Here is a 25,010-nt window from a genome sequence, read left to right as displayed (position 1 = left end):
CCTTCTTATTGTTTTGTCGGTTCGGCGCCATCGGCTTTAGCGACGCGAACGCCCCCCTGCCCGGCCAGAATCAAGTTGCCATTGCCTGCCGCCGTGACGGACGAAAGCGAAATGCGGTCCGCACGGTTGAACACGCTGAAGGTCACGCCGTCGTCATGGCTGACCACCACGCTGCCGCCGTTGCCGACCACGACAATCGAGCCGTCCTCCAGCAAGGTCGCGCCGGACAAACCAAACTCCAGCGCTCCCCGCGCAGCGTTCAGTTCAACTTGCTCCCAGGTATTGCCGAAATCTGTTGAGCGGTACAGGTTGCCGCGCAAGCCATAAGCCAGCAGGGTTTGCGCTTGGGCAGTGCCGATCACGCCAAACAGCGAGCCCTCGTAGGGGCCTTCGAGTTTTTCCCAGGTCTGACCGTCGTCGCTGGAGCGGAACATGCTGCCCTGCTCGCCAACGATGAACAGGCCGGCGTCCTTGATGTGGGCAATGGCGTTGAGGTGGTACTGGTCTTCGTTGTCGAGGCGGTCGCTGACGTCATCCCAGGTCTTGCCGCCGTCGGTGGTTTCGATCAACGCACCGTAGGCGCCGACGGCCAGGCCGTGGTTGGCGTCGTTGAACCACACGTCGAGCAGCGGGGCTTCGCGTTTGAGGTCCTGGTATTGCTGGGTCCAGGTGGCGCCGCCGTCGGAACTGGCAAGAATCTGCGCATCATGGCCCACCGCCCAACCCTGCTTGTCATTGACGAAAAACACCGCCGTGAGCAACTGCCGGGTGGGGACTTTGGCTTGGGTCCAGGTGCTGCCCTGGTCATCGGAATAGAGGATGTGCCCGCGATCACCGACCGCCACCAGGCGCTTGCCCGCGTGGACTACATCGATCATCAGGCCTTTGGCGGCCTTGGGGGATTCAATCGCAAACGAGGTATCGCTGGCGGCCTGGACGGCTGCCGGTAACACGACAGCGCCAAACAGCGAGAGCGCTGCGGCCAGCATCGCAACCCTGCGTGCGGCGCGTGGGCGGCAGACAACCCAACCCATGACAGGCTCACTCATAGACCTTTCTCCCATTTATTATTGTTATCGCTGCCTTCCGGGGCCTTGAAACCTGCAATCTAGAGCGCCTGGAGGAAGCAGGGGCCATCCTATCGGGCTTTCGAATCGTCTGACAATCGGCACTACGTTATCTTTTGTTAACTGACGGCCTTTCGTCAGAGGCTGAATATAGCTGCATTCGTTGGAGTGATCGGCGAGGCCTTAATGAATTTTTATTCTATCTATTGAAATATACGAATTTTTATTCCATTAATAAGCCTCCTGAAAACAATAATCCAAAGGACCACGGCGATGCGTGAACTCGGAATCGGCTTGATCGGCACAGGCTTCATGGGGCGCGCCCACGCCTTGGCCTTCAATAACGCCCGCGCGGTATTCGAACTGCCGCTGCACCTCAAGCTGGCAGCACTGGCCGACGCCGACACCGAACGCGCACAACGCTGCGCCAAGGATTGGGGCTTTTCCCAGGCCCATGGCGACTGGCAGGCGTTGATCAATGATCCCAATGTCGACGTGGTGGCCATCACCACGCCCAACCATTTGCACTACCCCATGGCCATGGCCGCCATCGCAGCGGGCAAGGCGGTGTATTGCGAAAAACCCCTGGCCGTGAGCCTGGAACAGGCCGACGCCATGCGCCGCGCCGCCAGTGCTGCGGGCGTGGTGACGCGGGTGGGCTACAACTACCAGCACAACCCGATGATCACCCTGGCACGACAGATGATTGCGAGCGGCGAGTTGGGCGAGATCATCAGCTTCCAGGGTGAGTTCAGCGAAGATTTCATGGCTGATCCGGCCTCGCCATGGTCGTGGCGCTGCGAAGTCGAGCATGCCGGCGGCGCACTGGCGGACTTGGGCAGTCACTTGCTATCGATGGCGCGTTATCTGGTGGGCGACGTAGTGGGTGTGTGTGCCGACACCCAGACCGTCCACGCCAGGCGACCGGCCGTCAAAGGCAGCACCGACCTTAAATCGATCGCGGTGGATGACCAAGTGCACGCCCTGCTGCGTTTTGCCAACGGCGCACGCGGGACGGTGAGCAGCAGCTGGCTCAAGCAGGGCTACAAAAACCACCTGAGTTTCGAGATCAGCGGGACGAAAGGCACCTTGGCGTTCGATCAAGAGCGCTTGAATGAATTGCAGATCTGTCGCGTTGGCCAGGACGGTTTCCAGCGTTTGCTCGCAGGCCCTGCCCTGCCCGGTTATGCGGCGTTCAGCCCGGCGGCGGGCCATCAGTTGGGCTACAACGAACTGAAGACGCTGGAGGTGCAGGAGTTGATCCTGGCGCTGGCGGGTCAAGGTGCGGATGGCACGGACTTTGAGGCGGCGTGGGAAGTTGAGCGGTTGGCGACGGCGATTCGTGTGGCGGCCAAAGAGGAGCGCTGGGTAACAGTGAACTCACTCTAAAATCCACCACAGAACTTTGTGGGAGCTGGCTTGCCTGCGATGTCGGTGTAACAGGTACACCGCCATCGCAGGCAAGCCAGCTCCCACATTTGGATCACCTAAACCTTCGAATCAGCGCAAGGCCCTGCGTAGGACTTTGCCGACAGTGGTCTTGGGCAGTTCAGTGGTGCGGAACTCCACGTACCTGGGCACCTTGTACCCCGTCAGGTACTCCCGGCAATGCGCCAGAATCTGCTCCTGGGTCAGGCTCGGGTCCTTGCGCACCACGATGATCTTGACCTTCTCCCCCGTCACGCCATCTTCCACACCAATGGCCGCCACTTCGGCCACGCCAGGGTGCAGCGCCACCACGTCCTCGATTTCATTGGGGTACACGTTGAAGCCGGAGACCAGGATCATGTCCTTTTTCCGGTCTACCAGGCGGATAAAGCCGCGCGCGTCCATCACGCCGATATCCCCGGTCGACAACCACCCTTCGGCATCCAGCACCTCGGCAGTGGCCTCCGGACGCTTCCAGTAGCCCTGCATCACCTGAGGCCCACGCACTTGCAGTTCGCCCTGCTCGCCAATCTCGGCCAGTTCGCCGTCTTCGCGGATAAACCGCACCCAGGTCGAGGGCAATGGCACGCCGATGCTGCCGGTGAATTCCATCTCGCGCATGCGCGCAATGTTGATCGGACTGATGCTCACCACCGGCGAGCATTCGGTGAGGCCGTAGCCTTCGATGATCGGCAGCCCGGTGACTTCCTTCCAGCGCTTGGCCACCGCCGTGTGCGTGGCCATGCCGCCGGCGATCACCATGCGCAGGTCGGAAAAGTCCCGTGCGCAGAACTCCTTGTTCTCGAGCAGGCCGTTAAACAAGGTGTTGACCCCGGCAATCCCGTTGAAGCGCTCCTTGCGCAGGATCATCTGCACGCGCTTCACGTCCCGTGGGTTGGCGATCAGGATGTTGCGCCCGCCCAGGCACATGAACATCAGGCAATTCACCGTCAGGGAAAAGATGTGGTACAGCGGCAACAAGGTGACATTGGTTTCCTGCTTGTCCTGGTCCAGTTGGTCGCCAACCCAGGCCTTGGCTTGCAGCAGGTTGGCGATGATATTGCGGTGGCTGAGCATCACGCCCTTGGCATCGCCGGTAGTGCCACCGGTGTATTGCAGGAAGGCCAGGTCGTCGAGGTGCATCTCCACCGGGAAATGAGTGAGCGCCCGTCCCTGTTTCAGCACCTGGTTGAAGCGCAGCGAGCCGCGCAGATTGAACGCTGGCACCTGCTTTTGCACGCTACGCAGGATGAAGTTCATCGCGGCGCCCTTGAACGTCCCCAGCAAATCGCCGATGGCCGCGATCACCACGCGCTTGACGCTGCTGCCGGTGATGACTTTTTCCAGGGTGTGGGCGAAGTTCTCGAAGATCACCACCGTTTCAGCACCGCTGTCCTTGAGCAGGTGCTTGAGTTCATGGGAGGTGTACAGCGGGTTGACGTTGACCACCACCGCGCCGGCCAGGATCGTACCCAACAGGCAAATCGGATACTGCAAGCAGTTGGGCATCATCAGCGCCACACGATCACCTTTCTTGACGCCCTGCCCCTGCAGCCAGGCGGCAAAGGCATAGCCTTGCACCTGCCAGTCGGCGTAGGTCATTTCGGTGCCAATGCTGACGTACGCCACCCGTTCGCGAAACTTCTCCAGGTGTTCCAGGAACACCTCGCGCAGCGATGGGTAGTCCTCGATAGCGGCGTCGATATCTGCCGGGACGCCGGGCAGGTAAGCGTTCAACCAGATCCGTTCGGTGTGTTCCAGGCTTACAGCGTTCATGGCAGTCTCCTTGTTGTTGTTTTTGATAGAGCTACTTTTCGACGATGGCGGTAATGCCCAGCCCGCCTGCCGCGCAGATGGAAATCAGGCCGCGCCCGCCGCCGTTCTCATGGATGATCTTGGCCAGCGCCGCCAACTGCCTGCCTCCCGTGGCGGCAAAGGGATGGCCGCAGCCCAGCGAGCCACCGTTGACGTTCATCTTCGCGCGATCAATGGTGCCCAGGGGCGCCTCCAAGCCTAGGCGTTCGCGGCAATAATCCGGGTCTTCCCAGGCCTTGAGTGTGCACAACACCTGGGCGGCAAAGGCTTCGTGGATCTCGAAGAAGTCGAAGTCCTTGAAGCTCAGGCCTTCGCGTTTCAGCATGCGCGGCACGGCGTAGGCCGGGGCCATCAGCAGGCCTTCGGTGCCGTCGACAAAATTCACCGCTGCGGTTTCGCCGGTACGCAGGTAGGCCAGCACCGGCCATCCGTTGGCGGCGGCCCACTCTTCACTGGCCAGCAGCACCACCGAGGCGCCGTCGGTCAACGGAGTGGAGTTACCGGCGGTAAGGGTGCCGTTCTGGCGGTCGTAGGCTGGAGACAGGCCGGCGAGCTTTTCCAGGCTGGCATCGGCGCGCAGGTTGTTGTCCCTGGCCAGGCCGCGATGGGGGCTGATCAAGTCGTCGAAGAAGCCGCGCTGGTAGGCCGCGTCCAGGCGTTGATGGCTGGTGAGGGTCAGCTCATCCTGGGCCAGGCGTTTGATCTGCCAGCGCTTGGCCATTTCTTCGCAGTGTTCGCCCATGGACAGGCCGGTGCGCGGCTCGCCGTTGCGCGGCAGCAACGGCTTGAAGAACATCGACGGCCGGACCTTGAGCAACGTCTTCAGCTTATCGCCCATGCCCTTGGCGCGATTGGCCGCGAGCAAGGTGTGGCGCAGGGATTCATTAATGCCGATGGGCGCGTCAGAGGTGGTGTCGGCCCCCCCGGCAATGCCTACCTCGATCTGGCCGAGGGCAATCTTGTTCGCCACCAGCAATGCGGCTTCCAGCCCGGTGCCGCAGGCTTGCTGCACATCGTAGGCCGGCGTATCCGGTGACAAGGTGGTGGACAGCAACGACTCACGCGCCAGGTTGAAATCCCGCGAGTGCTTGATCACAGCGCCAGCGGCAAACTCACCGAGGCGTTGGCCGTGCAGGTTGTAACGGTCGACCAACCCTTGCAGCGCGGCGACCAGCAGGTCCTGGTTGCTGTCGTGGGCGTACACCGTGTTGGAGCGAGCAAACGGGATGCGGTTGCCGCCGATGATCGCCACACGACGGACCGGGGCCGGGTTGAAGCTGTAGTCACTCATTCCAGGTTCTCTTTCCAGATGAAAAGGCCACGCATATGGGGTTTGTCACCGGCAAAGTTGCGCACTTCGAATTCGCGGCGCGGGCCAGTCACCGGATGGCCCCACAGCGCGACCTGGCCGGGCAGGAAGATCGGCAACTTGAAGTCACAATGGGCCTCGGCCTGGTCCAGGCCTCCGGGCGGTTGCTGGGCGGCGAGTGCGCGGCCCAGGGTCCACATGCCATGGGCGATGGCGCGGCGAAAGCCGAACAGCTTGGCGCCGATCACCGAGGCGTGAATCGGGTTGAAATCCCCTGAGACCTTGGCAAAACGTCGGCCCAGGTCGGCGGGCAGCACCCAGCGTTGGGTGCGTAACAAGCCTTCTTCCTGCAGCGGCAACGCGTCACCCCACGGTCCGCCGACGGGATCCTTGACGTCCCGGCGCAGGTACAGGCTGTCGCTTTCCCACACCAGCGTGCCGGCACCGTAGGCACGGGTGGCGATGCTCAGCGCCTGGCCCTTGGGATGAGCCACCCAACGCTCGCAATACACCTCAATGCGCAACGCCTGGTCTTCGTGCAAGCGTTGGTGCTGACGGATGCGATTGGCCAGGTGCACCATGCCGCTGGCCGGGTACGGAAAGCTGGGGCGGGTCAGCAGCATCAAGTGCAAAGGGAACGCCAGCACATGGGGATAGGACAACGGCACGCCCTGCTCGCGGCGAAAACCACAGGCACGGCCATAGGCGGCGATGTCGGCGGCAGACAACCCCACCGCCGAGCGCACCAGGCGCTCCTTGGGCAGCGCAGGCGCACCATCTAGCTTGGGTTTACGCAGGGCACGCACGCCATCCAGCAGCAAGCGGGTGCGTGAAGGCGGCGGATCAATGATCTGCGTCACGTAGTCCATGGCTCAGGCTCCCAGCAGGCTTTGGCCACACACCCGTACGACTTGGCCGTTGACCCCGCCGGACGCCGGATGCGCCAGCCAGGCGATAGTTTCGGCCACGTCGATCGGCTGCCCGCCCTGGGACAGCGAATTCATGCGCCGCCCGGCTTCACGGATCATCAGCGGGATCTTGGCGGTCATCTGGGTTTCGATGAACCCCGGCGCCACCGCATTCACCGTCACTTGCTGCGCCGCCGCACGCGGTGCCAGGCCCTGCACCAGGCCGATCACACCAGCCTTGGAGGTGGCGTAATTGCTTTGTCCGAGGTTGCCGGCGATACCGGAAATCGACGAGACACAGACAATTCGCCCTCCGGGATTCAGGCCTTGGCTGTCCAATAAGGCATTGCTCAGTAGCAACGGCGCTTCGAGGTTCACCGCCAGCACGCTGCGCCAGGCGGCCTCGGTCATTTTGGCGATGGTCTTGTCGCGGGTGATGCCGGCGTTGTGTACCACCACGTCAAAGGCGCCGTATTGGCTGACGTGGGCTTGCAGCAGTGCGGGCGCGTCCGGCGCGGTGATGTCCAGGGGCAGCGCCGAACCGCCGACGCTGTCCGCCGCCTGTTGCAACGCCGTCTGGGCCTGGGGCACATCCACGCACACCACATGGGCGCCGTCCCGCGCCAATACCTGGGCAATCGCCAGGCCGATGCCACGGGAGGCGCCGGTGACCAAGGCGCGACGGCCAGCGAAGGGTTTGTCCCAATTGACCGTGACGTGGCCGTCCACCGGTTTCTCCAGGCGCACCACTTGCCCCGACACATAGGCCGAACGGCGCGACAGGAAGAAACGCAAGCTGCTGTCCAGTGCGTCTTCGGCACCCGGCGCCACGTAGATCAACTGCACGGTGATCGCCCGGCGCAGCTCCTTGGCCAGCGAGCGCACCAAGCCTTCGAGGGCACGCTGGGCAATGGCCTGGGGCAAATCCTGGCAATGCTCCGGCGCAGTGCCGAGCACCACGACGCGGCCATGGTGGCCAAGGCGCTTGGCGTTGGCGTGGAAGAACACATACAGCTCGTCCAACTGTTGCAGGTCGGCCACGGCGCTGGCGTCAAACACGGCGCCCTGCACTTTCACCGTGGACGGCGCCTTGAGCGTCGCCGGGGTGGCGGCAACGGTATCAGTGGCCGCGAAAATCCGCTGTACCTCGGCGGCCAGGCGCCCTGCCCCGGCGATGATCACCGGGTTGACCAAGCCCTGCTGGCCGCTGCGGTGGCGTTGCAGTGGCAGGGGCTGCGGCAAGCCGATGGCCTGAGCCAGGCGACGGCCCCAAGGGGAATTGACGAAGGAAAGGTAGCTGTCACTCATTGATAGATTCACTCACAACACGGTGTTGGCTAATTGACCGAGGCGTTTTCGCTTTGGCTGGTGCGACGTTTCGCCGTCGGCTCCAGCGCTTGCTTGCGCTGCTGCAACGCCTCCAGCAAGCCGAAGTCCTGCGGGAAGTCGTCCACCTGGATGCCGTGGTCGGCGTATTCCACGTAGCGGCCGAGCAAGGTGTCTTCGTCATCGCTGATCAAGTCCAGCGCCCGCGCCTTGACGCGCCAGGCGGTGAAGGCCGTGGCGGAGATCGGCATCGGCTCGATCAGGCCCTGCTTCACGGCGGGCTTGAGCCGGGCGTCGATCAGCTCGACTTGGGGCAGCAGGCGGAAACCCAGCTCGCCGTAGGCCAACTTGTCGATTTCCGGACGGGGAATGTAGGAATTGGCCAACAAGCGGTCGCGGGTTTCGCCCGGTGTCTGCACCACGTCGGCCACTTGGGCCAGCAGACGGTCCGACGGTTTGCGCAGTGGGATCCCGAACGGGAAGGTCAGGCCACGTAGCACCGCCGCAGCAGGTTTCGAGGGGTAGTTATCGAGCACTTCCGCCAGCGCTTCGTGGGCCCGCTGCAATGCATCCTGCGCCGCCCAGTGCACCAACGGCAGATCCGCCTGGGGCCGGCCGTCGTCCTCAAACCGCTTGAGTACGCAGGACAGGATGTACAGCTGCGACAGAATATCGCCCAGGCGCCCGGTGATGCTTTCCTTGCGCTTGAGGGCACCGCCCAGCACACCCATAGAAATGTCCGAAATCAGCGCGAGCACCACTGACAGACGATTAGCCTGGCGGTAGTAGGACGCCAGCGCCGGGTCGGTCTTGGCCGGAACGGAAATCAGCCGCCCGCCTGTCAGGGAATGCACCGCCGCTCGGACGGTATTGGCCAGCACAAAGCTCACATGACCGAACATGGCACTGTCGAAGGCTTCCAGCGCTTTACGTCGGTCCGGGTTACGCGCCGCTTCCATTTCGCGGAACACGTAGGGATGGCAACGGATCAGACCCTGGCCAAAGATGATCAGGCAGCGCGTCATGATGTTCGCGCCTTCCACGGTGATGGCGATGGGGCTTTGCTGGTAGGCACGGGCCAGGAAGTTGTTGGGGCCCATGCAGATGCCCTTGCCGGCAACGATGTCCATGCCGTCATTGACGATGATCCGCGCGCGCTCGGTGACGTGGTACTTGGCAATCGCCGAGATCACCGAGGGTTTCTCACCCGCGTCCAGGGACGCCACCGACACCTTGCGCACCGCATCACAGGCATACAAGTGTCCGGCCATGCGCGCCAAGGGCGCCTGCACGCCTTCGAATTTGCCGATGGGCAGGCCGAACTGTTTGCGCATCGCGGCATAGGCGGTGGTGCCGCGCACCGCCACCTTGCCCAGGCCAACGTTGGCCGACGGCAGAGAAATCGCACGGCCGGCGGCCAGGCATTCCATCAACATGCGCCAGCCGTTGCCGACTTGCTCGCGGCCGCCGATCACCCACTCCAGCGGAATAAACACATCCTTGCCGGTGGTAGGACCGTTCTGGAAGACGGCGTTCAGCGGCCAATGCCGGCGGCCGCTGTTGACGCCGGGATGGGAGGTTGGGATCAGTGCGCAGGTGATACCGAGTGAACCCGGAGCGCCGAGCAACCCGTCCGGGTCTTCTGCGCGGAACGCCAGGCCGAGCACCGTGGCAATCGGGCCGAGGGTGATGTAGCGCTTGTCCCAGGTCACGCGAAAGCCCAGCACTTCCTCGCCTTCATGGGTGCCTTTGCAGACGATGCCCAGGTCGGGAATCGCCCCGGCATCGGAGCCGGCATACGGGCTGGTCAGGGCAAAGCATGGGATGTCTTCACCCCGCGCCAGACGCGGCAGATAGTAGTTGCGCTGGGCATCGGTGCCGTAATGCAACAACAGTTCGGCCGGGCCGAGGGAGTTGGGCACCATCACCGAAATGGCGGCCGCCGAGCAGCGCGTCGACAGCTTCATCACCACCTGCGAGTGCGCGTAGTGGGAGAAGCCTTTGCCGCCGTATTGCTTGGGAATGATCATGCCGAGGAACCCGGCGTCCTTGGTGTACTGCCAGCCTTCGGGCGACATGTCCTGCCAGACCTGGGTGGTTTCCCAGTCGTTGGCGATGTCGCACAGGGTTTCGACTTCGTTGTCGAGGAAGGCTTGTTCTTCGGCGCTCAGGCTGGCCGGTGCGGCTTGCAGCAGGCGCTGCCAATTGGGCTTGCCACTGAACAACTCGGCGTCCCACCACACGGTGCCGGACTCTATGGCGGCGCGTTCGGTGTCAGACATCGCCGGCATGATCGTACGAAACAGGCCCAAAGCCCTGCTGGTCAGCAAGGTGCGGCGCAGGGGTTTGATGGTCATCAGCAACGCGGGCGCCACCACCAGTATCGCCGCGACTGTGGCGCCGAAACCGGCCACGACGTTGAACAGGTAACCCGCTGCCAGCCAGATCAGGCCTGCGGCCAACCACAGGGTGGCGACAGTTTGTCGATATGCCAGGGCGATCGCTGCTGCGAAACCCACCAGTAACCAGATAACCATGGAGATACCTCGACTCGATTCAGGGTACGGCCTACGTGCGCCAGGTCGGATGACATGCGGCGTAACGCCACACTACAAAATTCGAAAACTATATTCAAATTTTGTTTTGAAATTATTATTTAATGCCTGGACAAAAAAATGGCGGCTGAGCGAGCCGCCTGGTCAATCCGTCACCAAAGGGGAATACAGCCTTGAAACATCAGAACGTATAGGTGGCCGACAGGCTGACGACATCACCGGACGCATTCACCTTGCCATCGAGGCTCGCGGCCCCCAGCCGGTCGACGTTCTGGGTCTTCAACTTCACCGTCTGAACGAACTGGTGGGAATAGGCAACGTCGAGGGTCAGGCCCTTAATTGTCTTCACGTCGTACCCGGCACCGAGGGACACAAAGGTGCGATCACCATCCGGGATGCGCGGGTCACGGGTGGAATTGCGGGTTGGCGTCTGGTCAATGGCCACACCTGCACGCAAGGTCAGCTCATCGGTCGCACGGAAGTCGCCACCGAGGGAGTACATCCAGGTGTCCCTGTAGTTGTAGGGAATAGACACGATGGTGATGTCCCCCGACTTGAGTGTCAGGTCCTTGAACGAGGACCACTGCGTCCAGACCACACTCGCGCCCAGGGTGAACCGATCATTGAACTGGTGCACCCAGTCCAGGCCTGCGGTAGCAGGGATATCCAGCCGGGTGCTGGCATGGGCACCGTCCGGAAACAGCTCAAGCCCCGGATAGGCCGTGCCCACCAGCGTACCGCTGCCACCGAAGGGGCTTGGTTGGGTCATGAGGTTGTAGGAAAACTTATCGGCATGGATGTTGTACTTGCCGGTCATCTTGTTCTTGATCCTGGCGTGGTAGTTCAACCCCAGCGTGTCTTTTGCCGTGGGTTTCCACACCACACCGGTAAACCAGCCGGCTGACACATTGTCGACCTTGACCCGCATCAGCGCGCCGCCAACGTCCGACGGGAAAGCAATGCCGCCCAGTTCAGAGTCCGATACCGCCGCCGCCGACAACAAGTCGATGTTCTGGCTGACGAACCCCTTGCTGTGCTGGACGATCACCCCACCGCCGACGGAAAACTGTTCGTTGACCTTGAACGACAAGGCGCCGGTCAAACCCACGGTTTCGATTTTGGTGTCCACTGCAAACCCACGCAGTTTCGAATCCTGGTCCCAGGTGGAACGCATGCCCTGGGGCACGACCTGACTCAGGCCGAAGGCAAACCGGTCGCCCAACGGCATCACCATGAAGCCTGTGGGCAGCCAGGCGGAGAAGCCCCCTTGGCCACCGTCATTGTGGTTCGCGGTCGTCGCTGTGGAATCAGGAAAGCCGCTGTCGTCCAGCGGCGTGCTGGAAATCGGCTTGCCTGCGTAATCATAGGCGTCGCCTTTGTACTTGATCTTGATGCGCGCGTAATCGACCGTGAACTGCGCAACGTTACGGTCGATGAAGGCCATGGCGGCCGGGTTGTTATACGCCGAACTCGGATCGTTCTTGAACAGTGAGCCGCCCGCGAAGGACCTGCCCCAACCGGGGGCGCCATAAGTCGGGGTGGAGAAACCACCGGCCTGCACAGGTGCGGACACCATCCATCCGCCTATCAACGCCAGGCCCAGCAGTACGTCTATCTGTCGTTTATTGAAATTCACACGGCACCTCTACTGCGCTCTCAATCAGCCAGCCGCAACAGGCGCCTCATGGGAGGCGCCTGCCTTTTAACGGGCGCTCAGCCCCTTGTATTCACGCCATCCTCAAGGAACAACAGTGAACGCTGGCGTTGGCTTGACGCTCAGGCTCACCACGGTGCAGTTGCCTGCCAGGGATTGATTGGTAGCCGTCAACACGCCACCGCTGTAGTTGGCGGTGATGGTGGAAGCACCACAATTGGAGACGGGGTACAGAATCGAACCCGCGATGGTGTATCCGACGTTGGTCACCGAACCTGCGGTAGCACCGGTGGCCGTCAACGTCCATGGCAAGCCGGTGATCTTGGGCAGGCTGCAAAGCCCACCACCTGTGATGGCAACGTCCGTGATTTTGGCAACGCCAGCGGCATCGACATTACCGGTGAAGGTCGCCCCGCAATTGACCGCGGCCTGATAGGAGGATGGCGATTTCACCGAGATCGTGCCGGGTGCGGTGAAGTTGGTGTTTACAGGGGTGATGCTGTAGGCATTGGCCATGGAGGCGGCCCCCATCAGAACAGCCAAGGCAGACAACGATACGACAGTTTTAAAGTTCATCATTGTTATTCCTCACGTAGAAAGGCGAGTTAGTCGCCAGGGACAATGACCATGACTGAGGAGTTGAGGTGAAACAGCAGAACTCCTCGATCCGGCCAAACTTCACATCAATGACCGATACCGATGAGCGGGGAACCTTGTAGGAAATTGCATAGTTAGCGTTCATCCCTTCAAATTATTTTTTGTTCGGGTAGAACAACTTTCCTGCAACTAAGCAGGCGCCGGAATAGGACTAATCCGAGCGAGTGAAAACATCGATTTATTAGGAAATAATGACGGAACCAGGCGGGGTCGTGAGTACTTGCGAGGGATGATGAAGCGGGAGGTTGAAGGTGCTTCAGTAAAAATCGAAACGGGTCGCACAGGCGACCCGTCGATGCGGTAAACGCGTGAAACAGCAGAAAGATGCGCTGACTGGCTGCTCCACTACCGCATGCATTAGAACTTGTAAGTGGCCGACAGGCTGACAACCTCACCTTTGCTGTCGACTTTACCATCCAGGCGCGCAGCGCCCAGGCGGTCGACGTTGACGGTTTTGAGCTTCACCTGCTCGACAAACTGCCGAGAGTAGGCACCGTCGATACTCAAGCCGGGTATGGCCTTGATATCGTAGCCAAAGCCGAGAGAAGCGAAGTAACGATCGCCGTCGGGGATACGTGGGTCACGCGTGGAATTGCGGGTGGGAGTCTGGTCATAGGCAACACCGGCGCGCAGGGTGAAGTCATCGGTAAGCTTATAGTCGCCCCCCAGGGAATACATCATGACGTCCCTGTACTTGTAGGGAATCGACACGATGGTATTGCCATCGGACTTCAGGGTCAGCGCCTTGAATGACGACCATTGGGTCCACAGCACACTGGCGCCGAGGCTGAATCGGTCGTTGAACACATGCACCCAGTCGATGGCGGCGGTGGCCGGGATGTCCAACTGAGTGGATGCGTTCGCGCCGTCCGGAAACAGTTTGAGGCCGGGGTAAGCACGCTCGACCAGCGTCAAGCCATCCCCTCCGGCATCGGTCATCAGCAGCCTGCTGCCTGGATCAGCATAGATGTTGTATTTGCCTTCCATTTTGTTCTTGATCTTGGCGTGGTAGTTGAAACCCAGCGTGTCTTTCTCAGTGGGTTTCCAGGCCAGGCCGGCGAACCAGCCCACCGAGGTGTTATCGACCTTGACCCGCATCAGCGACTGCCCTACCCCCGATGGGAACGGGATGCCGAGACCACCCAGCCCCGGCGAGACCGCCGCCGCCGCATACAGGTCGACGTTCTGGCTCACGAACCCTGTGCTGTGCTGAACAATGGCACCTGCACCAATAGAAAACTGGTCATTGACCTTGAACGACAGCGAGCCGGTCAAACCTACGGTTTCAATTTTGGTGTCAACGGCGAAGTCACGGCCTTTCCAATCCTCATCCCAAGTGGATTTCATGCCCTGCGGGACGACCTGACTCAAGCCAAAACTGAAGCGATCGTTGATAGGTATCACCAAGAAGCCAGTGGGCACCCAAGCCGTAAAGCCGGCTTCACCCCCATTGCCTTCACGCGGCGTGGAGGTCACACCGCCGAATTCGTCCATGACCCCGGTGGACGTCGGGTCCCCTTTGTAGTCATAGGCATTTCCCTTGAACTTGATATTGATACGCGCATAGATAACGTTCTGCTGCGCGATGGTCTGGTCAATGAACGCCATGGCGGCCGGGTTGTTGTAGGCTGAAGAAGGGTCATTCTTGAACAGTGAACCACCGCCAAACGCACGGCCCCAGCCTTGCGCGCCAAATGTAGGAGTCGAGTACCCGCCAGCCTGAACGGGCCCGGCTGCGACCATAAACCCGCTCAACAACGCCAGGCCAAGTAACGCCTGGGCCTGTTGTTTCTTATTATTCATGCTCCACTCCTTATTATTTTTATCCACCACAGCCGGAATCACCGCCTTGGCTTGCCTTAACAAGTGCCCTTTGCAGGGCACTTGCGTTTCAACGTGTGATCATCACGTCAAGCGCACGCCTATCAAGGGTTGACAGTGAGCGTTGGGGTTGGCGTCGCGGTCAGCGCAGTGATTTTGCAACTGCCGACGGTTTGTGCCGATGGAACAGTGATGGTGTGGGTGCTGTTGTTGTAGACCACATTGATGGTGGCGGGAGCGCTTGCGCAGTTGCTGACGATCTTGAAGTTCACGCCCGATACAGTGCCTGCAAAGGTGTCAGGCCCGGTGGCGGTGGAGGCGGTCAAGGTCCATGGCAAACCCAGCAACACTGGCACACCGCAAAGTGGGTTGGAGCCGCTCACAGTGGCACCGGTGATCGAAGCGTTGGCACCACTCGCAGCCACGCTGCCGGTAAAGACGATGGTGCAAGCCACGGGCGCCCCGAACGACGCAGGCGATGTAACAGTGATAGCACCTGCGGGCGTAGTGAAACCCGCGCCAGCAGGAGAAATGGTAGCGGCATTCACCATGGAAGCAGCACCCATGCAAACAGTCAAAGCAGTCAACGACACGAGGGTTTTCAAGCTTTTCATTGTTTTTCCTCACATGTTATGGCGAAGTCATTTCGCCAGGGGTAATGGCCATGATCGAGAGGTCACGGTGAAACTGCAGAACTTCCCTTTCCAGCCAAATCTCAATTCAATTACCGCAATAAAATCAGGTGGTTACTCAACAACCTTAAAGTTAGGTGGCATCTTGATGGATACCGTCTTGATCGTGCAGTCTTCGCCAATTGGTACATTCGCGGCCTCCAACTTGCCAGTGGCGTTATCCCAGGTGCCTTCGGCGGTAGAAGGACCGCATTTGCCGCCCAGGCCAAATGCGTGGACATCCACGCTGATCTTCGACATGGAGCCACTCTTGGTATCTTTGGCAACCAGTACCCAAGGCAGGTTGATGGCTTCGACCCGGCTGCACTTGAGGCCGCCGTCGAATTCGACTTTGTCGACATTCACCGATGAGCCATCCGCCGACACTTTGCCGGCGACCTTGATGGTGCAATCGGCACTGATCAGTGCGCCTTTGGAAAAGCTGATGGGGCCTTGGGCGGTGAATGCACTGCCGGCGGGTTCGATGCGCGCTGCCTGGGCCTGGTGATAGACAATAAGGCCCAGCGCAGCCAATACGATATGGGTGGTGAACTTGGCAGGTGCTTGCATGGTGTACGTCCTTCCCTTTAATTATTTTTGTTAGGGTCAAACAACTTTCTGGCTATCCATTTGCAAACTTGCGGGTGATAGAGACCTGCGCGGCACGCAGGCCCCGAGTACGCACACGGTATAGCTTGAACTTAAAAAGGCTTGGCGCTGTTGCTGTACTTCTCCAGGTACTTCAACCGTTGTGAGGGCTGAAGATTGGTCAGCGTTATATCTCCCGCATAATGATTCAGTACCCGATGGTCCATGCGCCGCCGCCATAAGTAAGGCACGTAGGCCCAGACAATCATGCTGGCGTAACCATAAGGAAGTTGCGGCGATTCATCAAAATGACGCAACGACTGATAACTACGAGTGGGGTTGGCATGGTGATCGGAGTGCCGTTGCAATTGAAACAGGAAGATATTGGTCACAATCCGATTGCTGTTCCATGAATGCCGTGGCGAACAACGTTCATAACGACCATTGGGCAACTTCTGACGTTTAAGCCCGTAGTGTTCTACATAGTTCACGACTTCCAGCAGCGAAAACCCGTAGATGCCTTGGATAATCAGGAACGGAATCACTGCCGCTCCCAGCCAGGCGATCATCGCGCCCCACAGCACCACGCTGTACATCCAGGCACTGAGCACGCCGTTCTGCCAATGCCAGGCCGGCAGGCCGAGCTTGCGCAGGCGTTCGCGCTCCAGGTTCCACGCCGAGCGGGCACTGAACCACACCGAGCGCGGCAGAAAGGCCCAGAAGCTCTCGCCCAGGCGCGAACTGGCGGGATCTTCCGGCGTGGCGACACGGACGTGGTGACCACGGTTGTGTTCGGTGTAGAAGTGACCGTAGAAGGTCGGGGCCAAGGTGACTTTGGCCAAGAACACTTCCAGTGCATTGGGTTTGTGGCCCAGTTCATGGGCGGTGTTGATCGCGATGCCAGTGGCGGCGCCGGTCGACATGGCCATGCCCAGGTAAGTGAACCAGCTCACTTCGCCATGCAGCTGGGTGCGTGCGGTGAGGTAGCTGGCCGCATGGGACAGCCAACTCGACGGTTCCAGGTTCGCGGCAGCCTGCAACAGCCCGCCCTGGATGATCCAGTCGATACCCCCGGCAGCCAGCCAACCGGTGATCACCACCGACGAGATGACAAACAGTACGCCGGTGTAGACGATCCAGCGGTAGTAGCTTTGCGATTCAAGGTGGCTGACGGCGGATTCGGGCGGGTTGCTCACGTCTTCACCGAGCAAACCATCGATCAGCGGGATCAGGCCGAAGATCACCAATACGCCGACCCACCAGAGTTGCTGGATACCGGTGGTGATGGCCAGGGCGCCGGACAACAAAGGCGTGGCCAAGGGCATGATGCCCAACCACCACAGGTGGCGCTTGCCGTCGGTCCATACGCTAGGCGCTGCCAGTGTCTGGTTCATGGCAGCCACCGTTGCTGGGCAGTGCAAAACAGGTTCAGGGAGCGTTGAATGCTCCAGGAAATCAACCATGCGATAAAAGACGTTTTTTTCATTTTTATTCGCTCTTAGGCATTTCAAAAATCATTTCAAAATAAACATTGAAATATTTTTTTAAAGAAATAGCGCGGAATCGTTAGGTCGTCAACTACTTTTTCGAGGCCTTTTCTACGTGACCGGACAGTCTCTTTTTCAGCCGCTGGGTCAGGTCTCTAGGGCAAGCATTTCGGACGGTACAACCCGCAGTGAGTGCCACGATTATTTGCCTGCCAACGCAAACGGCGGATGCAGGATTGCAGCGCTTTGCGCCGGCCGCGCACGCTTGGCCAGGTGGTGCACCGCCTCCACCACCCGCGCGGTGGCGGTGATCGGCAGCATGTGCCCGCGCCCCTCCACCACCTGCAGTTTCAGGCCCGGAACCTTGTCGGCCAGGGCCTGGCCGTGCTTGCGAAAGTCCAGGACCTTGTCCTGCGCGCCATAGATCAGGCTGATGGGCAGCGTCAGTTGCGGGTAACGCGTGACCATGCCCGGCAGGTCGTTGTTGACCAAGGCGATCTCACTGGACGCGGCATAGAAGTTATCGGGGCGCATGCCCAGCAGCCCCCCGCCACGGGTGGCGAAATCGTCAGGGGCACTGTCCGGTGCGAACACCCCTTTGACCACCGCACGGCGCGTCAACAGGCCAATCGGCACCGTGAGGGTGTGAGACACCCAGCGCCGCAGCCAGGCCGGTCGCACCGCCAGTGACCAAAACACCACGGGCAAAGTCGGTTGTGGATGGGTCAGTGGCGCCACCAACACCAACCCCGACACTGCGTGGGGATGGTCGAGGGCCAGCGCCAGGGAAATCGCACCGCCCAGGGAATGCCCCAGCACCATAGGTTTATCCAGGCCCAGCGTCTCGATAAACGCCGCCACTTGCCGCGCCTGGGCCGGCAGGTCCGCAGCGGTGCCTTTGTGGCGTGTGGAATAACCCGATCCAGGGCGGTCGAGCGTGATGACACGGAACTGGTCACGCAATTGTCCGGACAAGGCATACGTCAGGTTGCGACTACTGCCCATCAGCCCGTGAATCATCACCAACGGTGGGCCCTTGCCCTCTTCGTAATAATGAAAGCGCTCGCCATTCACCTCCACAAAGCGCCCGTTGTTCGGAACGGCGGCTTCAATACGTCGCGTCATCCACGCGCTGAATCCCCACAAAACGGCGCTTGCGCCTATCAATACAGCCGCAGCGATAACCCATTCAACAGCCATAGCTCGGTCCTCTGCATCCCTGCGGCTGGCGACCTGACCGGAATTGATCAAGGCCTCAGCCATCGTCCACACCCTGGACCTGAACGTCGTGCCTGTCCGTCGGACAAGTCGCACATGAGGAACCTGGGACTAGCGTAGGCGATATTTTCAGGTAGATTATTTAAAATCTTTTTTAAAATAAGTAATTCAATTTTTCTTTGCAATGGTGTTCTATCTAAAAGACACAACAAGAAAAGGAGCACACCCGATGCCCATGAAGGAATGCTTATGAATGCCCAGCGCGACGCCATCGACATCGCCATCATCGGCTCCGGCTTTGCCGGCCTGTGCATGGCGATCAAGCTCAAGGAGGCCGGGTTCACCGACTTCTTTATCGCCGAGCAGGCCGATACTCTCGGCGGCACCTGGCGTGACAACCACTACCCCGGCTGCGCCTGCGATGTGCAGTCCCACGTGTATTCGTTTTCCTTCGCGCCCAACCCGGACTGGACTCGCCAGTTCGCGCCGCAAGCGGAGATCCGCGCTTACCTGGAGCAATGCGCCACGCGTTTCGGGCTGGCGCCCTACTTGCGTTTCAGCATGGGCCTTGAGCGGGCGGTCTTCGATGAGCAACACCAGCGCTGGCAATTGCGCTTCAGCGATGGTCGCCAGGTCAGTGCGCGGGTGCTGGTCTCGGGCATGGGCGGCCTGTCGCGCCCGGCGCTGCCGGATATCCCGGGGCTCGACAGTTTCAAGGGCAAGCGCTTCCACTCACAGCAGTGGGACCACGACTATTCCTTGAAGGGCAAGCGCGTGGCAGTGATCGGCACCGGAGCCAGCGCCATTCAGTTTGTGCCGCAGATTGCGCCGCAAGTGGCTCATCTGGACCTGTTCCAACGCACTCCACCCTGGATCATGCCCAAGCCCGACCGGGCGATCTCGCCTTTCGAACGCTGGTTGTTTAAGCATCTGCCCTTCACCCAACGCCTGGTACGTGGCGCTTTTTATTGGGCGCTGGAAGGCCGCGTGGTCGGCTTTGCCCTGCACCCACGGCTGATGAAAATGGTGCAGAAAATCGCCCTGCGCCACCTGCACAAACAAGTGGCGCGCCCTTCCCTGCGCAAGACCCTGACCCCGAGCTACACCATCGGCTGCAAGCGCGTGCTGATCTCCAATGACTACTACCCCGCGCTGTCGCGCAGTAACGTCGAGGTGGTCACCGACAACGTGCTGCGGATCGAAGCTGACGGGGTGATCACCGCCGACGGTATCAAGCACCCGGCCGACTGCCTGATCTTCGGCACCGGCTTCCAGGCCACCGACCCCCTGCCCCGCGACTGCATTATCGGGCGCGGCGGCGTCGACCTGATGGACACCTGGCAAGACGGCGCCCATGCCTACAAGGGCACCACGGTGCCCGGCTATCCCAACCTGTTCCTGATCGTCGGCCCCAACACCGGCCTGGGGCATAACTCGATGATCCTGATGATCGAAGCCCAGGTCACTTACATCCTCGATGCACTCAAGCAAATGCAGCGGCATCGCATCGCCAGTGTGGACGTCAAACCCAGCGTGGAAAGCGCCTTCAACCAACAGTTGCAAGACAAACTCAAGCGCACCATCTGGAATACCGGCGGTTGCCAGAGCTGGTATCTCGACCCTCGCACCGGCAAGAACACTACCTTGTGGCCGGGCTCGACCTGGCGCTTCAAGCAGGTCACACGCCAGTTTGCGCTCAAGGACTACGTGGCCAGCCTGGTGCCGATCAATGCGCCCGACCGTCCTGTGCCCGCTGCCCATTCCGCTGCCGAAGGGAGCCTGTCATGAAGTCATTCAACGGCCGCGTGGCGGCCATTACCGGCGCGGCGTCGGGCATGGGTCGCGCGTTGGCATTAGCCTTGGCACGGGAAGGTTGCCACCTGGCACTGGCGGATAAAAACAGCCAGGGGCTGGAACAGACGTCGGCGCTGATCAAAACCTCGACCCTGGCGCCTGTGCTGATCACCACCCAGGTACTGGATGTGTCCGATCGCCAGGCCATGGAGGACTGGGCTGCACGCTGCGCGGCCGATCACGGCCAGGTCAATCTGGTGTTCAACAATGCCGGGGTGGCCCTGTCGAGCACCGTGGAGGGCGTGGACTACGCCGACCTGGAATGGATCGTCGGTATCAACTTCTGGGGCGTGGTCTACGGCACCAAGGCGTTTCTGCCGTACCTCAAAGCCGCAGGCGATGGCCATATCGTCAACACCTCCAGCGTGTTCGGCTTGTTTGCCCAACCGGGCATGAGCGGCTACAACGCCACCAAGTTTGCCGTGCGCGGCTTTACCGAATCCCTGCGCCAGGAGCTGGACCTGCAACGCTGCGGTGTATCGGCCACTTGCGTGCACCCTGGCGGTATTCGCACCGATATCTGTCGCAGCAGCCGTATCGACGCGAACATGACGGGGTTCCTGATCCACAGCGAACAGCAAGCCCGCGCCGACTTCGAAAAGCTGTTCATCACCGACGCCGACCAAGCCGCCAAAGTGATCCTGCACGGTGTACGCAAAAACAAGCGCCGTGTGCTGATCGGCCGCGACGCGTATTGCCTCGACCTGCTCGCCCGCTGCCTGCCAGCGGCCTATCAAGCCCTGGTGGTGTTTGCCAGCAAACGCATGGCGCCAAAACCCCGCACGCCGGTACTTGAACCCAATGACGAGCCCCGCCTCTGAACAGGAGCACGCACCATGTTGCCGATCCGCCGTGACATCCGTTTCGCCCTGCCCGCCGAGCGCATCAAGGACTGGCATGAACAGGGTCCGTTCATCACGCATTTCTTCAATGCCCTGTCGCTGCTGTTCCCTCAGGGCGAGCTGTTTTTCATGGACAGCGTGCGCCACTACCGCCAACGCATCGACGACCCAGCGCTGAAGAAAGAGATCCAGGGTTTTATTGGCCAGGAGGCGATGCACAGCCGCGAACATGTGGCCTACAACGACTTGCTGCAAGCCGCCGGCTTGCCCGCGCATACCCTGGACCGCCGGCTGAAATTCATCTTGGACCTGCAGAAAAAACATCTGCCGGCGTCCTTCAACCTGGCCGTGACCATTGCCCTTGAACACTACACCGCGATGCTGGCCGAGATCCTGCTGAGTGACCCTTCCCGCTTCGGCGAGTCACTCAAGGGCTACCAACAGATGTGGTACTGGCACGCGCTGGAGGAAACCGAACATAAGGCGGTGGCCTTTGATGTCTGGAACACGGTGATCAAGCCCGGCCCCAAGCGCTATTTGCTGCGCACCGGGACCATGCTCACCACCACGGTGTTTTTCTGGCTGGTGGTGTTCGATTTCCACCTGCGCCTGCTGATCGCCGACCGCAAGTGCGGCGGACACCTGAAAGGCTTCTGGCGCATGCTGAAATTTCTGTATGGGCCCAAGGGCGTTTTCCCACGGATGCTGGTGCCGTGGCTGCATTACTTCAAACCCGGCTTTCACCCCTGGGATCATGACAACCGTGCGCGCCTGGCCGGGATTGACGACCTGGTCGAGGACATCGAGCAGACCCAACGCGGCTATTAGGCTTGCGCCAAGGCGGCGCGCTCACGCACAAAGCCTTCCAACTGATCGCCCGGCAGTGCCTTGCTGTAATACCAGCCCTGGATGATCAATTCGGCGCCGGTGTTGAGGAAGGCCAACTGCTCGGCAGTCTCCACGCCTTCCACCACCACGCCCAGGTTCAGCGCCTCACAGAAGCGCAACATGCCGGTCATGACCTGGGCGCCCTTGGGATCGTGCTGGGCCACCACGAAACTGCGGTCGATCTTGATGAAATCCACCGGAAACTGATGCAGGTAACTCAAGGCCGAAAACCCGGTGCCGAAGTCATCGATATAGACCTTGGCGCCAATGGCTTGCAGCTTCTGGATGGTCTGGCGCGTGACCTGGATGTCGCTGACCAGTGCGTCTTCGGTGATTTCCACCGAGACCTGCCCGTGGGCCTGGGCCAGGATTTCCACAAGGCGCTCGCCATAGGCGGCGTCGGTCAGGGTCGCGCTGGATATATTGATGGTCATCGGTAAGGCAAAGCCGAGTTTCTGCCACTTCTGGTATTGGCGGACCGCCTGGGACGCTACCCACACATCCACATCCGGCATCAACCGCGCCTGGGCCAGCCATTGCAGGAACTCCCACGGCGAATGCACCTTGCCCTGGGCATCGCGGGCGCGCATCAGTGCTTCACAGCCCGTGCACAAGCCGGTACGGGTCGAGACCTGCGGCTGGAATTCGAGGTAGAACTCGTAGTCACTGATTTGTTGGATTCGGCTCAATTCATTGGCCTGGCGCGCCAGGGTCTTGTGGGACGCGAGCACCGGGTCCAGTTCACGCAGCCGGCCCTTTTCTTCAAGACCCCGGAAAGTCATGTCCAGAGACTTGAGATAGACCGTGCCCCCCTCGGTTGCCTGGCGATGAATCGCGCGCACATAGGGCGCATACACCAAAGTGCCCAGGCCCAGCAGCGTCAGTTGCAGCGCCACTGCCGCGAGGTCGCCGTGCGTGCTCAAGTAGGCATTGAGTAGAACAGGCGCTGTGAATGGAACGCTGACCACCGCAGGCGACACCCAGCCCATCTGCACCACCGTCAACGCCACCATGGCATTCAATGCGGGTACGATCAGAAACGGGATGAACAAGCGCGGGTTGAGGATGATGGGCAAACCGAACAACAGCACTTCGCTGACGTTGAACAGTGACAGCGGCAGGCTCGCCACCGCCAACAAGCGCATGGACTGGCTTTTGGAAAACAGCAGGATCGCCAGCAACAGGCACAACGCACCGCCGGAGCCGCCGATAAACGCAAAGCTGCCGAGCAGCCCGCTGTTCAACACATATTTGATCGGCTCGCCCGCTGCCAGCGCCGTACTGTTCAGCACCACCGCCTGGTCCAGCACATCGAACAGCGGTTGCATGGCGTACACGCCATGAATACCGAAAAACCACAGCAACGAATTCATCAGGGTCACGAACAGCCCGCTACCGTAGGGCGATTGCAGGGCATCGAGTACTTGGGGTCCCTGCAGTTGCGCCACATACGGCACCTGCAACAGCAAGGACAGCACCACCACCAACCCCAGAGCGGTGATGGCGCCCGGCACCACCATATTGATCGTGCCCCGCAGGTTGTGGCCTACCAAGTCTTCGTTGACCAAGCGAGTCCAGCGGTAACGGTGCAGCCAGGCAATCGCCGGCACATTCAACAGCGGCGAAGCAATCGCGATAAACAGCACGAAAGTGGCCGAAGCGCGCGGATACTCGCGCAGGATAAACGTCGCCACCACCACATGGGCCAGGCACAGGAACGCCACCGGCAGTTGCGGCAAACGATGCTGGATTGCCAGCATGTAACCGATGGACGCCGCCACCAACAGCGGGATCACAGAACTGATTTGATTGTGCAAGCCGGCCAGGAATGTCACCACTTGCGGATCGAAACCCAGCACTCGCGCACATTCAGACAGGATCAGGAAGCCGGCAGACACCAACAGGCACGGCAGGATCCACAACAAACCTTCGCGGATCGCTCGAAGAGACTCCGTGCTGGCCAAGGCGGCCAGACGTTGGGTGAAGAAAAGCTTGAACAGCGTTTGCGCCATGACCCATCCCTCTGCCCATCGCCCACTGTCCCTGGAAGGCAGGGCCGGAAACACGGGGCTAACGCTACACGGCCTGGCACGGTGAGCGAAAGCCTTTTGCCGTTCATCCAAGTGTTTTTTCCGTAATGGATGTCAGGCAAACCCCTGGATTTTCAAAATAATTGAATTTTCTGACCTGGGCCAATCGCCGAATCTGCTTCAATGAGTATTATTGGCACCTGTAATGCGCAATAGGTTCGCCGTATTCATGGAAGGCCGCCTGCGAGGGAAGCGGGCACCAAGGAGAGAAGCTCGATATGCAAGACAAGCTGTCAATGAATGTACGCCCGCTGTTTTTCAACATACTGCTCTGGGTATTCGGGGTTACGCTGCTGTTGATCAGCAAGGGCGTGATCGAACGAATGACGGGATCCACCAACGATGGTTCCCTGGACCTGACCCTGGTGTTGATCGCCTATCTTTTATTCTTTTTACTCACCCCTATACGCGCCTGGACCGACCGCCGACTACGCAAACGCGCCCGCCGCCTTAGCGCCGGCCAGCGTCCAAAACCCGGCCATTGATTGGAGCAAGCCTTTGTCACCACCCGGCGATAACCACCAACTGGCACTGGACAGGTTTCTCAACGAACACCCCGATGTAGCCGTGGAACTCAACACCCTGAACCCGCTGGCGGCTCAAGCCAAGGGCGAAACCCTGGCGCACTATCGCGCCGAACGGCTGCATGAGGCCTTCGAAGCAGAGGCCGAACGCCAGGGCCTGTTTGCCTGGGAGTTGACCCTTAAACTCACCGCCGAATCCCCCGAAGACTTTGAAGCCCAACGTCTTGAAGTGCATAAGGAAGTGGCACAGATGGCCGGCCTGAGCTGGGACGAATACCGCCAGTTGCATGATTTGGCCGGTTGACCCA

The 25,010-nt window shown here is 60.4% G+C and carries 20 protein-coding genes; 6 read left to right on the top strand and 14 right to left on the bottom strand.

The genetic code is table 11. From position 1 onward, the window contains the following. Positions 1–5: 5 nt before the first annotated feature. A complete protein-coding gene (locus ACP7BX_RS27860) occupies positions 6–1,049 on the bottom strand; it encodes a WD40/YVTN/BNR-like repeat-containing protein (protein ID WP_426128463.1) in 1,044 nt (347 codons plus the stop codon). A gap of 291 nt (positions 1,050–1,340) precedes the next feature. On the opposite strand from ACP7BX_RS27860, the gene ACP7BX_RS27855 reads away from it, so the two are divergent. Beyond that, positions 1,341–2,456 (top strand): Gfo/Idh/MocA family protein, encoded by a 1,116-nt coding sequence (locus ACP7BX_RS27855; RefSeq protein WP_426128461.1) that lies wholly within the window; start codon positions 1,341–1,343, stop codon positions 2,454–2,456. Positions 2,457–2,567: 111 nt separating this feature from the next. Here the strand turns inward: ACP7BX_RS27855 and ACP7BX_RS27850 are convergent, their stop codons facing one another. The 12 genes from ACP7BX_RS27850 to ACP7BX_RS27795 all read right to left on the bottom strand — a co-directional run bounded on the left by ACP7BX_RS27850 (position 2,568) and on the right by ACP7BX_RS27795 (position 18,549). Next, the gene (locus ACP7BX_RS27850) at positions 2,568–4,271 is read right to left on the bottom strand and encodes an AMP-binding protein (protein ID WP_426132007.1); all 1,704 of its coding nucleotides are present in this window, start codon (positions 4,269–4,271) and stop codon (positions 2,568–2,570) included. Between the two features lie 31 nt (positions 4,272–4,302). Further along, positions 4,303–5,601, bottom strand: coding sequence for an acetyl-CoA C-acetyltransferase (locus ACP7BX_RS27845; RefSeq protein WP_426132006.1), 1,299 nt, complete (start codon positions 5,599–5,601; stop codon positions 4,303–4,305). Continuing rightward, on the bottom strand, positions 5,598–6,488 hold the full coding sequence (locus ACP7BX_RS27840) for a MaoC/PaaZ C-terminal domain-containing protein (RefSeq protein ID WP_426132005.1): 891 nt from the start codon (positions 6,486–6,488) through the stop codon (positions 5,598–5,600). Before ACP7BX_RS27840 ends, ACP7BX_RS27845 begins: the two co-directional genes overlap by 4 nt. 3 nt (positions 6,489–6,491) lie before the next feature. Further along, the gene (locus ACP7BX_RS27835; protein WP_426132004.1) at positions 6,492–7,835 is read right to left on the bottom strand and encodes a 3-oxoacyl-ACP reductase; all 1,344 of its coding nucleotides are present in this window, start codon (positions 7,833–7,835) and stop codon (positions 6,492–6,494) included. Between the two features lie 29 nt (positions 7,836–7,864). Beyond that, entirely contained in the window at positions 7,865–10,390 is a 2,526-nt protein-coding gene (locus ACP7BX_RS27830; RefSeq protein ID WP_426132003.1) for an acyl-CoA dehydrogenase, read from the bottom strand. Positions 10,391–10,589: 199 nt separating this feature from the next. Next, a complete protein-coding gene (locus ACP7BX_RS27825; protein ID WP_426132008.1) occupies positions 10,590–11,984 on the bottom strand; it encodes an outer membrane protein transport protein in 1,395 nt (464 codons plus the stop codon). 162 nt (positions 11,985–12,146) lie between these two features. Beyond that, positions 12,147–12,641: an alkane oxidation protein activator PraB gene (gene praB / locus ACP7BX_RS27820; protein ID WP_314533271.1), complete on the bottom strand. Its 495-nt coding sequence runs from the start codon at positions 12,639–12,641 to the stop codon at positions 12,147–12,149. A 435-nt stretch (positions 12,642–13,076) separates the two neighbouring features. Next, positions 13,077–14,522, bottom strand: coding sequence for an outer membrane protein transport protein (locus ACP7BX_RS27815; RefSeq protein WP_314533274.1), 1,446 nt, complete (start codon positions 14,520–14,522; stop codon positions 13,077–13,079). A gap of 122 nt (positions 14,523–14,644) precedes the next feature. Then, a complete protein-coding gene (gene praB / locus ACP7BX_RS27810; RefSeq protein WP_426132002.1) occupies positions 14,645–15,154 on the bottom strand; it encodes an alkane oxidation protein activator PraB in 510 nt (169 codons plus the stop codon). Between the two features lie 132 nt (positions 15,155–15,286). Continuing rightward, positions 15,287–15,781, bottom strand: coding sequence for an alkane oxidation protein activator PraA (gene praA / locus ACP7BX_RS27805; RefSeq protein WP_426132001.1), 495 nt, complete (start codon positions 15,779–15,781; stop codon positions 15,287–15,289). A gap of 131 nt (positions 15,782–15,912) precedes the next feature. After that, the gene (locus tag ACP7BX_RS27800; RefSeq protein ID WP_426132000.1) at positions 15,913–17,193 is read right to left on the bottom strand and encodes an alkane 1-monooxygenase; all 1,281 of its coding nucleotides are present in this window, start codon (positions 17,191–17,193) and stop codon (positions 15,913–15,915) included. Between the two features lie 294 nt (positions 17,194–17,487). Next, positions 17,488–18,549: an alpha/beta fold hydrolase gene (locus ACP7BX_RS27795; RefSeq protein WP_426131999.1), complete on the bottom strand. Its 1,062-nt coding sequence runs from the start codon at positions 18,547–18,549 to the stop codon at positions 17,488–17,490. A gap of 204 nt (positions 18,550–18,753) precedes the next feature. Between ACP7BX_RS27795 and ACP7BX_RS27790 the strand changes: the two genes are divergently transcribed. Genes ACP7BX_RS27790 through ACP7BX_RS27780 form a run of 3 tightly spaced genes read left to right on the top strand, consistent with a single transcriptional unit; the run spans position 18,754 to position 22,028 of the window. After that, positions 18,754–20,292 (top strand): flavin-containing monooxygenase, encoded by a 1,539-nt coding sequence (locus ACP7BX_RS27790; RefSeq protein ID WP_426131998.1) that lies wholly within the window; start codon positions 18,754–18,756, stop codon positions 20,290–20,292. Next, the gene (locus ACP7BX_RS27785; protein WP_061437282.1) at positions 20,289–21,179 is read left to right on the top strand and encodes an SDR family NAD(P)-dependent oxidoreductase; all 891 of its coding nucleotides are present in this window, start codon (positions 20,289–20,291) and stop codon (positions 21,177–21,179) included. Before ACP7BX_RS27790 ends, ACP7BX_RS27785 begins: the two co-directional genes overlap by 4 nt. 15 nt (positions 21,180–21,194) lie before the next feature. After that, positions 21,195–22,028: a metal-dependent hydrolase gene (locus tag ACP7BX_RS27780; RefSeq protein WP_314533289.1), complete on the top strand. Its 834-nt coding sequence runs from the start codon at positions 21,195–21,197 to the stop codon at positions 22,026–22,028. Here ACP7BX_RS27780 and ACP7BX_RS27775 read toward each other — a convergent pair. Next, positions 22,025–24,100, bottom strand: coding sequence for an EAL domain-containing protein (locus ACP7BX_RS27775; protein ID WP_314533292.1), 2,076 nt, complete (start codon positions 24,098–24,100; stop codon positions 22,025–22,027). The genes ACP7BX_RS27780 and ACP7BX_RS27775 overlap by 4 nt on opposite strands. A gap of 296 nt (positions 24,101–24,396) precedes the next feature. On the opposite strand from ACP7BX_RS27775, the gene ACP7BX_RS27770 reads away from it, so the two are divergent. Then, on the top strand, positions 24,397–24,663 hold the full coding sequence (locus ACP7BX_RS27770) for a hypothetical protein (RefSeq protein ID WP_314533295.1): 267 nt from the start codon (positions 24,397–24,399) through the stop codon (positions 24,661–24,663). Between the two features lie 13 nt (positions 24,664–24,676). Beyond that, the gene (locus tag ACP7BX_RS27765) at positions 24,677–25,006 is read left to right on the top strand and encodes a DUF6388 family protein (RefSeq protein WP_033902371.1); all 330 of its coding nucleotides are present in this window, start codon (positions 24,677–24,679) and stop codon (positions 25,004–25,006) included. The last annotated feature ends 4 nt before the right edge of the window (positions 25,007–25,010 follow it).

The sequence above is a fragment of the Pseudomonas sp. DWP3-1-3b3 genome (assembly GCF_049896305.1).
Taxonomy (GTDB): domain Bacteria; phylum Pseudomonadota; class Gammaproteobacteria; order Pseudomonadales; family Pseudomonadaceae; genus Aquipseudomonas; species Aquipseudomonas azotoformans_A.
The sequence above is the reverse complement of the archived record's forward strand: the minus strand, read 5'-3'. Positions and strand labels throughout refer to the sequence as shown.

What these genes read in the sequence shown, in the direction of transcription:
- ACP7BX_RS27830 (WP_426132003.1), bottom strand. Translation starts at nt 10,390, where the DNA reads ATGGTTATCTGGTTACTGGTGGGTTTCGCAGCAGCGATCGCCCTGGCA.
- praB (WP_314533271.1), bottom strand. Translation starts at nt 12,641, where the DNA reads ATGATGAACTTTAAAACTGTCGTATCGTTGTCTGCCTTGGCTGTTCTG.
- praA (WP_426132001.1), bottom strand. Translation starts at nt 15,781, where the DNA reads ATGCAAGCACCTGCCAAGTTCACCACCCATATCGTATTGGCTGCGCTG.
- ACP7BX_RS27800 (WP_426132000.1), bottom strand. Translation starts at nt 17,193, where the DNA reads ATGAACCAGACACTGGCAGCGCCTAGCGTATGGACCGACGGCAAGCGC.
- ACP7BX_RS27795 (WP_426131999.1), bottom strand. Translation starts at nt 18,549, where the DNA reads ATGGCTGAGGCCTTGATCAATTCCGGTCAGGTCGCCAGCCGCAGGGAT.
- ACP7BX_RS27815 (WP_314533274.1), bottom strand. Translation starts at nt 14,522, where the DNA reads ATGAATAATAAGAAACAACAGGCCCAGGCGTTACTTGGCCTGGCGTTG.
- ACP7BX_RS27825 (WP_426132008.1), bottom strand. Translation starts at nt 11,984, where the DNA reads ATGGTGTCCGCACCTGTGCAGGCCGGTGGTTTCTCCACCCCGACTTAT.
- ACP7BX_RS27855 (WP_426128461.1), top strand. Translation starts at nt 1,341, where the DNA reads ATGCGTGAACTCGGAATCGGCTTGATCGGCACAGGCTTCATGGGGCGC.
- ACP7BX_RS27775 (WP_314533292.1), bottom strand. Translation starts at nt 24,100, where the DNA reads ATGGCGCAAACGCTGTTCAAGCTTTTCTTCACCCAACGTCTGGCCGCC.
- ACP7BX_RS27840 (WP_426132005.1), bottom strand. Translation starts at nt 6,488, where the DNA reads ATGGACTACGTGACGCAGATCATTGATCCGCCGCCTTCACGCACCCGC.
- ACP7BX_RS27785 (WP_061437282.1), top strand. Translation starts at nt 20,289, where the DNA reads ATGAAGTCATTCAACGGCCGCGTGGCGGCCATTACCGGCGCGGCGTCG.
- ACP7BX_RS27850 (WP_426132007.1), bottom strand. Translation starts at nt 4,271, where the DNA reads ATGAACGCTGTAAGCCTGGAACACACCGAACGGATCTGGTTGAACGCT.
- ACP7BX_RS27770 (WP_314533295.1), top strand. Translation starts at nt 24,397, where the DNA reads ATGCAAGACAAGCTGTCAATGAATGTACGCCCGCTGTTTTTCAACATA.
- ACP7BX_RS27790 (WP_426131998.1), top strand. Translation starts at nt 18,754, where the DNA reads ATGAATGCCCAGCGCGACGCCATCGACATCGCCATCATCGGCTCCGGC.
- ACP7BX_RS27780 (WP_314533289.1), top strand. Translation starts at nt 21,195, where the DNA reads ATGTTGCCGATCCGCCGTGACATCCGTTTCGCCCTGCCCGCCGAGCGC.
- ACP7BX_RS27845 (WP_426132006.1), bottom strand. Translation starts at nt 5,601, where the DNA reads ATGAGTGACTACAGCTTCAACCCGGCCCCGGTCCGTCGTGTGGCGATC.
- ACP7BX_RS27835 (WP_426132004.1), bottom strand. Translation starts at nt 7,835, where the DNA reads ATGAGTGACAGCTACCTTTCCTTCGTCAATTCCCCTTGGGGCCGTCGC.
- ACP7BX_RS27860 (WP_426128463.1), bottom strand. Translation starts at nt 1,049, where the DNA reads ATGAGTGAGCCTGTCATGGGTTGGGTTGTCTGCCGCCCACGCGCCGCA.
- praB (WP_426132002.1), bottom strand. Translation starts at nt 15,154, where the DNA reads ATGAAAAGCTTGAAAACCCTCGTGTCGTTGACTGCTTTGACTGTTTGC.